This window comes from Agrobacterium sp. ST15.13.015 (assembly GCF_027871645.1).
GTDB lineage: Bacteria > Pseudomonadota > Alphaproteobacteria > Rhizobiales > Rhizobiaceae > Agrobacterium > Agrobacterium leguminum.
On sequence record NZ_JAQAHF010000006.1, the window covers coordinates 282,767 to 295,742 of the forward strand.

At 60.7% G+C, this 12,976-nt stretch carries 8 protein-coding genes; 4 read left to right on the forward strand and 4 right to left on the reverse strand.

Going from position 1 to position 12,976, the window contains the following annotated elements; translation table 11 throughout:
- Positions 1-61 precede the first annotated feature (61 nt).
- The 3 genes from PIB16_RS12160 (at position 62) to PIB16_RS12170 (ending at position 5,106) form a co-directional block, all read left to right on the forward strand.
- Positions 62-1,051 (forward strand): Bug family tripartite tricarboxylate transporter substrate binding protein, encoded by a 990-nt coding sequence (locus PIB16_RS12160; protein ID WP_174000757.1) that lies wholly within the window; start codon positions 62-64, stop codon positions 1,049-1,051.
- A gap of 461 nt (positions 1,052-1,512) precedes the next feature.
- A complete protein-coding gene (locus PIB16_RS12165; RefSeq protein WP_174000759.1) occupies positions 1,513-3,315 on the forward strand; it encodes an ABC transporter ATP-binding protein in 1,803 nt (600 codons plus the stop codon).
- Positions 3,316-3,498: 183 nt separating this feature from the next.
- Entirely contained in the window at positions 3,499-5,106 is a 1,608-nt protein-coding gene (locus tag PIB16_RS12170; RefSeq protein ID WP_174000760.1) for an ABC-F family ATP-binding cassette domain-containing protein, read from the forward strand.
- Here PIB16_RS12170 and PIB16_RS12175 read toward each other — a convergent pair.
- The 4 genes from PIB16_RS12175 to PIB16_RS12190 are packed head-to-tail and all read right to left on the reverse strand — an operon-like array spanning position 5,100 to position 9,695.
- Complete coding sequence (locus tag PIB16_RS12175) at positions 5,100-6,050, reverse strand: Csu type fimbrial protein (RefSeq protein ID WP_174000762.1); 951 nt, start codon at positions 6,048-6,050, stop codon at positions 5,100-5,102. The genes PIB16_RS12170 and PIB16_RS12175 overlap by 7 nt on opposite strands.
- A complete protein-coding gene (locus tag PIB16_RS12180; RefSeq protein ID WP_174000764.1) occupies positions 6,047-8,485 on the reverse strand; it encodes a fimbria/pilus outer membrane usher protein in 2,439 nt (812 codons plus the stop codon). The genes PIB16_RS12175 and PIB16_RS12180 overlap by 4 nt, the downstream gene beginning before the upstream one ends.
- On the reverse strand, positions 8,457-9,176 hold the full coding sequence (locus PIB16_RS12185) for a fimbrial biogenesis chaperone (protein WP_078053870.1): 720 nt from the start codon (positions 9,174-9,176) through the stop codon (positions 8,457-8,459). Before PIB16_RS12185 ends, PIB16_RS12180 begins: the two co-directional genes overlap by 29 nt.
- A gap of 21 nt (positions 9,177-9,197) precedes the next feature.
- Positions 9,198-9,695, reverse strand: a complete 498-nt coding sequence (locus PIB16_RS12190; protein WP_065657727.1) for a Csu type fimbrial protein — start codon at positions 9,693-9,695, stop codon at positions 9,198-9,200.
- 359 nt (positions 9,696-10,054) lie between these two features.
- On the opposite strand from PIB16_RS12190, the gene PIB16_RS12195 reads away from it, so the two are divergent.
- A complete protein-coding gene (locus PIB16_RS12195; RefSeq protein WP_174000766.1) occupies positions 10,055-12,844 on the forward strand; it encodes a bifunctional aconitate hydratase 2/2-methylisocitrate dehydratase in 2,790 nt (929 codons plus the stop codon).
- Positions 12,845-12,976: the final 132 nt, after the last annotated feature.

Consider the following 12,976-nt stretch of genomic DNA (forward strand, 5'->3'; position numbering starts at 1 on the left):
CCTGAGGTGCATTTTAGCTACTATGCGCCCATGGCGAGGAGGCCATGTTACAGGAGGGTTCATGATTTACCGGTCTTCAAAACGGCGCATGGTTTTGAAACTTGCCGCTGCTGCGGTTTCTTTCGGTATGCTGGGAACGGCTGCGCTCGCGCAGGGCTTCCCCGATCGAACGATTACTCTGGTCGTTCCTTTCGCGGCGGGCGGCTCCACCGATGTGGTCGCGCGTGTTATCGCACAGAAGATGGGTGATGAGCTCGGCCAGCAGATCGTGGTTGAAAATGTCGCCGGGGCCGGCGGCAATCTCGGTGCCGACCGCGTAGCCCGCGCCGATCCCGACGGCTATACGATCCTGATGGGAACGGTTGCCACCCACGCCCTCAACCCGCTCATTCTCAAGACCAAGCCTTACGATCCGGAAAAGGATTTCACGCCGGTTTCGCTGCTCGTGGTGGTGCCGAATGTGCTGGTCGTCAATCCGAAGCTCAACGTCAACAGCGTGGCGGAACTGATTGCTCTCTTGAAGGCCGAGCCGGACAAGCATGCCTATGCCTCTTCCGGCAATGGCACCCCGCTGCATCTTTCCGGCGAGCTGTTCAAGAGCATGGCCGGCGTCAGCATGCAGCATGTTCCCTACAAGGGCGCAGGCCCGGCGCTCAACGATCTGCTCGGCAATCAGATTTCCATCATGTTCGACAATCTGCCGTCTTCGTCCGGACATATCAAATCCGGCACGTTGCGGGCGCTCGGCGTCACGACCAAGGAGCGCGCCTCGTCCTTCCCGGATCTGCCGACAATCGCCGAGACGGTGCCGGGTTATGAGACCTACACCTGGAATGCGCTCTTTGCGCCTGCCGGCACGCCGGCCGAGGTGGTCGACAAGCTGAATGCCGCGGCCAAAAAGGCGCTTGCCGATCCGGGAGTTGCCGCACGCATGGCGGAGTTCAGCGCCAAGATCGTCGCCTCTTCGCCGGATGAGCTGAAAACCCACGTCGCGGCGGAAATCGCCAAGTGGGGACCGGTGGTCAAGGACGCGAATGTGCAGATGGACTGACCGGTAACGGCAGATACCATCCCGATTTTCCGTCGCACATCCTGCCGGTTGCGGACGGAAATAACGACGTGACAAAGCCGTGGCCGATGCCGTTGTCGCATCGGCCACGATTTATGTTGTCGCACCCAGCCGGTGTGGCCTTTCCGCATCACTCACCAGCCGGTTGCAAAAACCCGCTTGGCAAGCTTCAACGGCTGAGTTACAAATCTCACTACCGCGTCAGATCGAACAAAGGGAGGCGTTGCATGACACCAGCATTCTTCGAAACCCTCCCGCAGGGAATGACCCGACACTAGGTCATATCCATTCGCGGCCCGCCCTGAGCGCGCCCGACATGCGGTTTTACTTTCCCCCATAGCCCGATTGATCTGACGGGATCACTTCGTCTCCCGCCCGGGCTGTGCCATCCAACTTCCGTTTTGAGGACCGGTCGCCGATTACATGGCGCTGGGCTGGTAAAAATGACTCGCAAGAAGCTCGATTTCCGCGCCGATGCCTATCGACATGTGCTCGGCTTTGTTTTCAACCATTGGCGTCATCGGCCGGCGCTGGTGGGTTTCATCATCGTTCTGGTGATTGCCAGCACGCTGGCCGAAGTGATGGTGCCGGTCTTTTCCGGCCAGATCGTCGATGCCATTGCCGGTGGCAACGGGGCCGGCAACGGGGCGGATAAGGCGCTGCGCGCCTTCGTCATCGTGGTGGCACTGGGGCTGGTAAGCGTGGTGTTGCGCTGGTTCATCTTCAACGGCATCATCCGGCTGACGCTGAAGATCATGGCGGATGTCGCCAATAACGGCTTCCACAAGGTGCAGCGCTTCTCCACCGACTGGCATGCCAACAGCTTCGCCGGCTCCACGGTCCGCAAGATCACGCGCGGCATGTGGGCGCTGGATTCGCTCAACGACTTGCTGCTCGTCGCGCTTTTGCCTTCCATCGTCATGCTGGTGGGCGCCACCATCGTGCTCGGCAGCTACTGGCCGGTCATGGGCCTGATCGTCGGTCTCGGATCGCTGATCTATATCGGCGTCACGGTCGGCCTTTCCATGGGGTATGTGTCGCCGGCGGCAAGGCTTGCCAATGCCTGGGATACCAGACTTGGCGGCGCGCTGGCGGATGCCATCAGCTGCAATTCGGTGGTCAAGGCCTTCGGTGCCGAGACCCGCGAAGAAACGCGGCTGGGCCATGTGCTGGTGAAGTGGGACAACCGCACGCGCAGGACATGGAAGCGTGGCACGCTGAACGGCACGATCCAAAGCTTCATGATGGTCTCCATGCAGGCCGGCATTCTGGGTACGGGCCTCATCATGTGGCAAAAGGGGCTGGCGACGCCGGGCGACATTACCTTCGTGCTTGCGATGTTCTTCGTGCTGCAGGGTTATCTGCGCGATGTGGGGCAGGATATCCGCAACCTGCAACGCGCCGTCAACGACATGGAAGAGCTGGTGCTGCTGGACAAGATGCCGCTCGGCATCGAGGACAGGCCGGATGCGGGGCCTATCAAAATTGGAAAGGGCGAGATCGTCTTCGATCACGTCACGTTCCAGTATGGCGCGCATCCCACGCCGCTTTACGATGACTTTTCGGTCACCATCAAGGCGGGTGAACGGGTGGGTCTGGTCGGCCATTCCGGTTCGGGCAAGACAACCTTCGTCAAGCTCATCCAGCGGCTTTACGACATCAGGTCGGGCGCGATCCGCATCGACGGCCAAAATATCGCAGGTGTCACGCAATCGAGCCTGCGCGGCCAGATCGCCATCGTGCAGCAGGAGCCCATCCTGTTCCACCGCACGCTGGCGGAAAACATCGCCTATGGCCGGCCGGACGCCACGCGGCGTCAGATCGAGCAGGCGGCGAAACAGGCCAGCGCCCATGATTTCATCATGTCCCTTCCCAAGGGTTATGAGACGATGGTGGGTGAACGCGGTGTCAAGCTGTCCGGCGGTGAGCGTCAGCGTGTCGCCATCGCCCGTGCATTCCTTGCGGATGCGCCGGTGCTGATACTGGACGAGGCCACTTCCAGCCTCGACAGCGAAAGCGAAGTGCAAATCCAGCAGGCGATGGAGCGGCTGATGGTCGGCCGCACCACGCTCGTCATCGCCCATCGGCTTTCCACCGTCAGGGCGCTGGACCGGCTGCTGGTCTTCGACAGGGGCAGGATTGTCGAAGAGGGTGACCATCAGGCGCTGATCCGCCTCAATGACGGCATCTACCGCCGGCTGTTCGAACGGCAGGCGCTGGAGCTGACCAAGGGTCTGGTGGCCTGAAAAAAACCAAACGCCGGGGGGTATCCTCCCGGCGTTCCCTTCCCGAACATTGACTCCGCGCCACGAACACGCCGCTTTTTTCGCGTAAGGGCGTGTTCTGCGCAACACCAACAGGACGGTGAACCATGGATTTCCACCCGATCACAAAGCCGCAACGCCTTGTCATCAGGGGAACCCATATCCATGCCGCATTCCATCACTCTCTCGGACCTCTCGTGGTCGACACCTGACGGTCATCCGCTCTTTTCCGAGATCAATCTTCGCTTCGGACCTGAACGCACCGGCCTCGTCGGGCGCAACGGTGTCGGCAAGACAACGCTTCTGAAACTGATCGCCGGCGAACTGTCGCCGTCCGCGGGCACGGTGTCCGTCTCGGGCAGCGTCAATCTGCTGCGCCAGAGCGTGCAGGTCGTGTCCGACGAGACCGTCGCCGACCTGTTCGAAGCGGGCGAGGCGCTGGACGTGCTTGCGCGTGCGCAGGCGGGAACGGCCACTCTGGAAGAGCTTGAAGACATCGACTGGATGCTGGAGGAGAAAATTGCCGGGGCGCTTGCGCAGGTCGGGCTGGACGCCTTGCCCTCCACGCCGCTTTCGGCGCTATCCGGCGGACAGCGCACGCGGGCCGCACTTGCCGCTCAAATTCATGCCGCGCCGGATTTCCTGATCCTCGACGAACCGACCAACAATCTCGACCGGGACGGACGCTTTTTCGTTGCCGATTTTCTGGCGGGCTGGCGCGGCGGAGCGATCGTCGTCAGCCATGATCGGGAGCTTCTCGAAACCCTCGATGCGATTGTGGGAATGACCACGCTCGGCGCCACCCGTTACGGCGGCAACTGGAGCCACTACCGCGCACAAAAAGCGCTGGAACTGGCCGCCGCCGAACAGGACTTCGCGAATGCGGAAAAGCGTCTGTCCGAGGTAAAACGCCGGTCGCAGGAGGCGCTTGAGCGCAAGGCCCGCCGCGATAGCAGGGGTGCTGCAAAAGCGGCGAGGGGCGACATGCCGCGTATCCTTGTCGGTGCGATGAAAAGGCGTGCCGAAAAGACGAGCGGCGACAACGCCAATCTGGCCAGCCGCCTGACAGCCGAGGCGACGGAAGACCTGAAGACGGCGCGTGAGCGGATCGAAGTCCTGCAGGGCGTCAGTGTCACGTTGCCGCCCAGCGGGCTGCACGCGACAAAGACCGTGCTCAGCCTGCAAAATCTGACTGCGGGGTATCAGGCCGAACATCCCGTGCTTCGCGATCTGTCCTTCGAGATCATCGGGCCGCAACGCGTTGCCGTCACCGGTCCGAACGGATCGGGAAAAACGACGCTGCTTTCGGTGATCACCGGGGAATTGCCGCCATTCGAAGGCGCGGTGCATGTCGGGGTGACGGCCGTGTTTCTCGACCAGCAGGTCAGCCTGCTCGACGCGAGCCTGTCCATCCGCGACAACTTCCTTCGCCTTAACCCGCAGGCCGGGGAGAATGCCTGCAGGGCTGCGCTTGCGCGCTTCATGTTTCGTGCCGATGCCGCCTTGCAGATCGTTTCAACGCTCTCGGGCGGGCAGATGCTCAGGGCCGGTCTCGCCTGTGTTCTGGGAGGCCCGCAGCCTCCGCAATTGTTGATCCTCGACGAGCCGACCAACCATCTGGATATCGATTCCATCGCGGCCGTGGAGGCTGGCCTTCAGGCCTATGACGGCGCCTTGCTGGTCGTCAGCCACGATCAGGCGTTCCTCGCCGCCATTGGCATCGAAAGGCGGCTGGAACTTGGGAAGTCAGAGATGCGTCCGGGCGCTCAGTAGTTCACCGTCACGACGACCGTATCGGAGTAGTTTCCTGGCGCTGGCGTGTTCTGCGCCGGGACGCGGCCATAGACGGTCAATGTCTGCAGGCTGCCCGTTCCGGTGCCGGTGGCTATTTCGCCCGCCGCACTTCCCCAGACATTCGTGCGGTTCACGTCGCGGTAGAGACCATAGGTTATCGATCCGCCCGCCTGCACCATCTGGCGCGCGGCTGGCGGGCTGTTGCTCAGGCCGCCATTGAGCGCCACACTGTAGTTCAGATTGGTGGTGCAGGTCAGATTGATCGCTCCGGTCGCATTGACTGCCGTGTTCAGCACCCCGTGACTGCCGAAATCGATGTTCTGGGCCGAGATGATGCATGTGGGCGCCACTGCGGCCGACACGTTGAACGGCACCTGCGTGGGGTTCTGGTTCACGGAAGAGCAGCTCGGTGCAAGCAGGGTAAAGGTCGTATAGGTGAAGCTCGTTTCCGCGCCGGCGAAGCTGGAGAGGTAAAGGCCGCGCGCTGCCGAGGCCTGACCGGCGTTGATCCGGCCATAGACCGTACGGCTCGTGGTGTTGATCAGGAGCGGCAGCGCCATATCGATTGGCGGAGGCGAGCCGAGTGCGGGCTGCGTGACCGATCCCCATGAGGTTGTCCGCGCCGCGTTCTGGTAGAGCTGGTAATTGAGGATGTTGCTGCCCTGAAGCATGCGACGGATGCCGCCCGACTGCCCGCCGCTTCCGGCATTGATGTTGGGGCAGATGCGGATGGAAAGCGCCAGCGACAGGGGGTTGGAGCAGGTGACTGACAATGTCGCCGTCGTGTCCACGGCGCTGCCGCTTGCAAGATTGACGAAGCCGAAATTCATATCCGACATGCTGAAGGTGCAGCTTTGCGCCAGTACCGGTGGAGCCGGGAGGAAAGCGGCGATGGCAAGGGCGGTGCGGGTCAGGACCTTCATGGAATGCTCCTGCATAGGGTTTCGAAAGTTGCGCGTGAATTGCCGGCAGAAGGCACGGTGATCTGGGCTTCGCATTCGCCCTTCGTCGGCTGCATGATGCGGAGGCGATGCGTCTTGCTGATATTGTCGAGATAGGCCTGTCCGTCATAACCTACGATGAAATCGCGCTTGCCGTCGATTTTGCCGGTCGATCCGGTTTCGATGAATTCGCCGCTCTCGTCTTTCAGCGTCACCAGCGCCACCTGACCCTCGGTTTCCACCTTGAAATTGACCACCGCGCCGGCCTGTTGCGTCGGCCTGACGGTCTGTTTCGTCCGGTCGATGCGGGCGTCGACCGGAAGATTGCTCGGGTCGAGCGTGATGTTGTTGACGTCATAGGAGCGCAGGTTCGGAAGCAATATCTTGCCGCGGCGGTTGGTCTGGCCGATGGGGCGGTTTTCCAAAAGGATATCGACACCGGGCGCGCCCGCATCCACCACGGCGAAAGCGTCGTCGATCCGGTTGCCGACAAAGACATCGCCGCCGGCGAGCGCTATCGATCCTTCGATCTGCGCATAGGCCTGTGTCGTGCGGTTGAATTGGTCGACGCCGGCCGAAACGCGCGCGGCGCTGCCGCGGTAGCTGCCGGAAACGGAGGCGATGTCGTTGCCGCCGGTCGAGCCGCGCAGGCGCCAGCCATAACTTCCCTCGGCCTGCTCTTCGGATTTTCCGACCTCGGCCGTCAGCGAATATCCATCCGCATCCGACGACATGCCGGCCGAGCCGGAGACGCCGCCGCCGAACGACCAGGAGAGGCCCGCGAAGATGCCGTAGGATTTGTTGTCCTCGAGGTCCTTGTAGGCGGTGATGAAGATATTGCCGTTCTCGCCGAACGGCCGCGTGGCGGAAAGGCCGAGCAGCCGGGATCGTCTTTCATCGAATGTTTCGAGTTCCGTATAGGAGAAATTGAGGCTGGTCTCATCGAAACCGAGCTGGGTGGAAACGGAAATCTGGTCGAGTGCACGCGGCGGCCGCGCGCTCAGCAGCCCGGATGACGTGCGGATATCGGACAGGTCGGCGGAGACGGAGGCCATATCGTGATAATCGCCGAATGTCCTTTGCGACCGTGCGTGAAATTTTACCCCCAGCAATTCCGCTTCGACGCTTGCGGAGAGCTGGTAACCGCTTTCCGCGCCAAAGCGGCTCGATGCGCCCGAAACCGCCGCCAGTCCCTGCGCTCCAAGGGTGAAGACGCCGCCAAAGCCGATATTGTAGAAATTCTCACCGCCTTCCGCATGGCCTTCCAGCGTCAGACTGTCCGACACGCCATAACGCAGCGTCGCAGACCCCAGCGGTCTGTCATCGTAATCGAATGACGCGGTTCCGTAATTGCGCCGGGCAAAGCCAAGCTCGGCCGAAAAATCGATGAGGCCCTGCGCCAGCAGATCCGGTGAAGCATAAAAGGGCGTTTCGGACACGGTTTCGCGCCCCAGCGCATCCCGCACCACCAGCCGCGCATTGCCCGCGCCGCTGATGACGGGGAGATTGGTGATCGAGAACGGCCCTTCGGGAACATCCTGCGACAGGCGGCGGACATTGTTGACATAGACGTCGACGGTGGAGGGCACGGCTGCGGAACCGGCAAATTCCGGCATCGGCATGGTGACGATATCCGGACGCAGGTCGAAATTGCGGCGTATCTGCAGGCCGCCCAGCCGTGTCGGGCGTGTCCAGCTCAGCCCGCCGGTGATGAGATCGCCGGCCCGATAGCTCGTCAGCGTGTCCTCGTCCGAATAGCTCCAGGTGGTATCGAGGCGCTGGGTATCGAACTCCGACAGGCGCGATGTACTCAGAACCTGCGATGAGGAGAGTACGCCGAGCGGACCGAAGGCCCTGCTTTCCAAAAGGGCCGAGACGCCGTTGAAATCGGCGATATCCGACCATTTGTTGCCGCCGGAGGAACCGTAGATCGTGTAATTCACCAGACCTCCAAAATCGCTCGTGGCCTTTTCCAGGGTCTCTTCGTCTTCTTCCTGCGCAATCTTGCCGGAGGCGTCGATCACCCTGTTCGCCCGCGCCGCCATCGGCAGGGTGAAATGCATGGACTGGGTGCCTTCATCGTAGCGCGCCACCACATCCGGCAGCCGGGAAATATCGATCCAGCCATCATCGCTGGCAGCGCTTTCAACCGGGGAAATTCCGATATTCGTGAGCTGTTCCGGCTCGATGAGAAACGATCCGGCGTCGTTTTGACGAAATGTGGCGATCAGTTCTGTCGAAACATCGTTGATGTAGACTTCGAGCTGCAACTGTCCCGCTTCTTTTGCGGCAAAAGAGGCCGGTTGCGCCGCAGGGGGTATATCCTGCGCCACGGAGAAATTGCCCGATGAAATGACCGTCAGAGCGGCAATCGTCAAAACGGCGAGATCAGCCGCCCGAGACGCGCGCCGTCGCATTGACGGGGCCGCCTTCGCTGTCTGCCGAAATCTTCAGCGTGCCGCCGCCTTTTTTGCCGCCCGTTGCCGGAACCACAAAGCTTGCGGCGGATCCGCCAAGCACATATCCCACCAGCCCCTGCTGCCGGGCAAGCGCCTGCCCGTTGCTACCGGAAAGCATCAGGTTGGCGATCCTTATCCGCTTTGCGCCCGTGTTGGACACAGAGACCCGGTAGCCATTTCCCTGCGGCGTTATCTTCCAGGCAGGTTCCGCATCGCCTGTGGAGGCGGGTGAGAAGAAAACGGGGATGGAGTGGCGCACCACCAGATTGACCGTGCCGGATTGCGGTCTTCCCGCCGGCGGCAATTCGTCGACGATGACGCGGTAACTCTCTTCGGCCCGAAGCGGTGCCTTGGAAAGGCGGACGATGCGGATGAGGTTTTCCGCGCCTCCCTTCAGTTGCGTCATCGGCGGGCTGGCGACGACGTCCTGCGCCGCCGTATAGACGTCCTGCCCGTTCTGCTGGGTCCAGCGGAATATCCTGACCTGAACGTTGATCGGGGTTTTCGCATCGTTCCAGATGCGGAGGCTGGAGGCCGCCGTGGGCGCTTTGAGATCCAGAAGCACGGGTGCGACCCGTAGCGATGCAGACTGTGAAGGTGAAACACTCAAACCGGCAAAAAACGCAGCCGCTAAGGTAAAAACACGCATGCGCGATCCTCCCTGTGGCGATCAGTAGTTGAGCGTGGCCGTCACCGTATCGGTATAGACGCCGACCGCGGGTGTCGTCTGGGCAGGAACGCGCCCATAGACCGTGAATGTCTGCGGCGCCCCGGTTCCGGTTCCCGTTTGCCGGTCCGTTCCCACGGTGTTCCCCCACACCGTGCTATGTGCCGCAGTCGTATAAAGCGAGTAGGAAATGGTCGCACCCGCAGGCGATGTCATGAGACGGTTGGCGACCGTCGCCCCCGAGCCGGCGCCGGCGCTGAGACCCAGGCTGAAGGGTGTGCTGGCCGTGCATTGAACGACAATATTGCTGGTGGCATCGATATTGCTGCCGATCACACCATTGGTGCCGAAATTGAGGTTGCCGGCGGAATTGATCTGGCACGCCGCCTGAATGGTGATCTGGACGTTGAAATTCGTCGTGGCGACCTGCGCGACGCCCGATGCCGGTGTAAGGACCAGTGCCGCAAATGATAACAAATAGCCTGATGCTGCAAACTTCATGCTGCCTCCCCAAGCTGCTGCGCTGCTGATTTTCCGATGCGCAACATGGAATTACTCCAATAACGGGTAATTAGAATAATCTAATACTCGCGCCGATTTGGTTAATAAATTCTTAATGGGGGAGGCCTAAAAAACCACTGGCTGAAATGCAGTAGGCGCCACAATCAAAAGTGTCGCGACGTGGTTGCAAAGCACGGGATCGACGCTAAATCCCGTCTACGAGTTTTTTACTGAAATGCGACATCTTGTCAGCCGGCCCCGGTTGGCGTACTCGAAATCGATAGAAACCCGGGCCGATCAACAGTACCGTTCGGTGACGCTGCGTTCGGCTCCATAGACATCATGACGTTGGGATTGCGATGAACCTTTACTTGGATTACCTGGCTGAAATCAAAAGCAGAGAACCACAGGGTCTCGCGCCCAAGCCGATCGATGACGGTGCACTGACCGCCGAAATCATCGAACTGATCAAGGATGCAGGCAGCGAACACCGCGCCGATGCCCTGAAGTTTTTCATCTATAACACATTGCCGGGAACCACGAGCGCCGCCGGCGTGAAGGCTGCGTTTCTGAAGCAGATCATCCTCGGCGACGTCATCGTCCCTGAGATCACTCCGACCTTCGCGCTGGAACTGCTGTCGCACATGAAGGGCGGCCCGTCGATCAAGGTGCTGCTCGACATTGCGCTCGGCAACGATGCTGCAATCGCCTCCAAGGCGGGTGAAGTGCTGAAGACCCAGGTCTTCCTTTACGATGCCGACATGTTCCGCCTGCGGGATGCCTACAAGGCCGGCAACGCCATCGCCAAGGCCGTGCTGGAAAGCTACGCCAAGGCCGAATTCTTCACCAAGCTTCCGGATGTCGAAGACGAGATCAAGATCGTCACCTTCATCGCCGCCGAAGGCGATATTTCCACCGACCTCCTGTCTCCCGGCAATCAGGCGCATTCGCGCTCCGACCGCCAGCTGCACGGCCAGTGTATGATCTCGCCGGAAGCGCAGGCGCAAATCGTCGCGCTGCAGAAGCAGCATCCCGACAAGCGGGTGATGATGATCGCCGAGAAGGGCACTATGGGCGTTGGCTCCTCGCGCATGTCGGGCGTCAATAACGTGGCGCTGTGGACCGGCAAGCAGGCCAGCCCCTACGTGCCGTTCGTCAACTATGCCCCCATCGTTGCGGGCACCAACGGCATTTCGCCCATTTTCGCCACCACCGTCGACGTGACGGGTGGCATCGGCGTCAATCTGAAGAACTGGGTGAAGAAGCTCGGTGAAGACGGCAAGCCGATCCTCAACAATGACGGCAACCCCATCCTCGAGCAGAAATATTCGGTCGAGACCGGCACGGTCCTCAAGATCGACGCCAAGAATCGCAAGCTGCGGGACGAAAACGGCACCGAGCTGGTCGACCTCGCTTCGTCCTTCACGCCCCAGAAGATGGAATTCATGAAGGCGGGCAGCTCTTACGCCATCGTCTTTGGCAAGAAGCTCCAGACTTTTGCCGCTGAAACGCTTGGCGTCGAGGCGACCCCTGTCTTTGCACCGAACAAGGAAATTTCGATCGAAGGCCAGGGCCTCACGGCCGTCGAGAAGATTTTCAACCGCAACGCCGTTGGCGTGACGCCTGGCAAGGTGTTGCACGCCGGCTCCGACGTTCGCGTCAAGGTCAACATCGTCGGCTCGCAGGATACGACCGGTCTGATGACCGCGCAGGAACTGGAAGCGATGGCGGCCACCGTCATTTCGCCGCTGGTGGACGGCGCCTATCAGTCCGGCTGCCACACGGCGTCCGTCTGGGACAAGAAGGCTCAGGCCAACACGCCGAAGCTCATGGCCTTCATGCACAATTTCGGCGTCATCACCGGCCGTGATCCGAAGGGCGTCTATCACTCCATGACGGACGTTATCCACAAGGTGCTGAACGACATCACCGTCGATGACCGGGCAATTATCATCGGCGGCGATAGCCACACCCGCATGTCCAAGGGCGTCGCCTTCGGTGCGGATTCCGGCACCGTTGCACTGGCGCTGGCAACGGGCGAGGCGACCATGCCGATCCCGCAGTCGGTCAAGGTCACCTTCAAGGGAACGATGCAGCCCTACATGGACTTCCGCGACGTTGTGCACGCGACGCAGGCGCAGATGCTGCAGCAGCACGGCGACAACGTGTTCCAGGGCCGTATCATCGAAGTCCATCTCGGAACGCTGCTTGCCGACCAGGCTTTCACCTTCACCGACTGGACGGCCGAAATGAAGGCCAAGGCGTCGATCTGCATTTCCGAAGACGAAACGCTGATCGAGTCGCTGGAGATCGCCAAGTCGCGCATCCAGATCATGATCGACAAGGGCATGGACAATGCCGCACAGACGCTTAGAGGCCTGATTGCGAAGGCGGATCAGCGCATTGCGGAGATCCGTTCCGGTGAAGTTCCAGCATTGAAGCCTGACGCGAATGCGAAATATTTCGCTGAAGTCGTCGTCGATCTCGATGTCATCAACGAACCGATGATCGCCGATCCAGACGTCAACAACAACGACGTTTCGAGACGCTACACGCACGATACGATCCGTCCGGTTTCCTATTATGGCGCTACGAAGAAGGTCGATCTCGGCTTCGTGGGCTCGTGCATGGTGCACAAGGGCGATGTGAAGATCGTCGCGCAGATGCTGCGCAATATCGAAAAGACCGAAGGCAAGGTCGAATTCAAGGCTCCGCTCGTCGTTGCCGCGCCGACCTACAACATCATCGACGAGCTGAAGGCGGAAGGGGATTGGGAAATCCTGCAGAAATATTCCGGCTTCGAATTCGATGATATCAATCCGAAGACAACGAACCGGACCGAATACGAAAACATCCTCTATCTGGAACGCCCGGGCTGCAACCTGTGCATGGGCAACCAGGAAAAGGCGGCGAAGGGTGACACGGTTCTGGCAACCTCGACGCGTCTCTTCCAGGGCCGTGTCGTTGAAGACAGTGCCGAAAAGAAAGGTGAATCGCTTCTGGCCTCGACCCCGGTCGTGGTGCTGTCCGCCATTCTCGGACGTACGCCGAGCATCGAGGAGTATCGTTCCGCCGTCGAGGGCATCGACCTGACGAAGTTCGCTCCGCCGAAGACGACGCCGATCGATTCCCAGTCGGTGCATTACTGAGATCGTGATTATCGCGGTGCGTGGGCTACAGGCTCCGCGCTGGCGATGCACTGAAAACGCCGAATGAACGTGGACAGCGGGGAGAAATCCCCGCTGTTTTTTATGGGTGGCGGTGCTCCGACCAGACCATTG

Bases quoted from the DNA above. Each gene is read 5' to 3' on its own strand.
- PIB16_RS12195 (WP_174000766.1), top strand. From the start codon at position 10,055: ATGAACCTTTACTTGGATTACCTGGCTGAAATCAAAAGCAGAGAACCA.
- PIB16_RS12180 (WP_174000764.1), bottom strand. From the start codon at position 8,485: ATGCGACGGCGCGCGTCTCGGGCGGCTGATCTCGCCGTTTTGACGATT.
- PIB16_RS12160 (WP_174000757.1), top strand. From the start codon at position 62: ATGATTTACCGGTCTTCAAAACGGCGCATGGTTTTGAAACTTGCCGCT.
- PIB16_RS12190 (WP_065657727.1), bottom strand. From the start codon at position 9,695: ATGAAGTTTGCAGCATCAGGCTATTTGTTATCATTTGCGGCACTGGTC.
- PIB16_RS12165 (WP_174000759.1), top strand. From the start codon at position 1,513: ATGACTCGCAAGAAGCTCGATTTCCGCGCCGATGCCTATCGACATGTG.
- PIB16_RS12185 (WP_078053870.1), bottom strand. From the start codon at position 9,176: ATGCGTGTTTTTACCTTAGCGGCTGCGTTTTTTGCCGGTTTGAGTGTT.
- PIB16_RS12175 (WP_174000762.1), bottom strand. From the start codon at position 6,050: ATGAAGGTCCTGACCCGCACCGCCCTTGCCATCGCCGCTTTCCTCCCG.
- PIB16_RS12170 (WP_174000760.1), top strand. From the start codon at position 3,499: ATGCCGCATTCCATCACTCTCTCGGACCTCTCGTGGTCGACACCTGAC.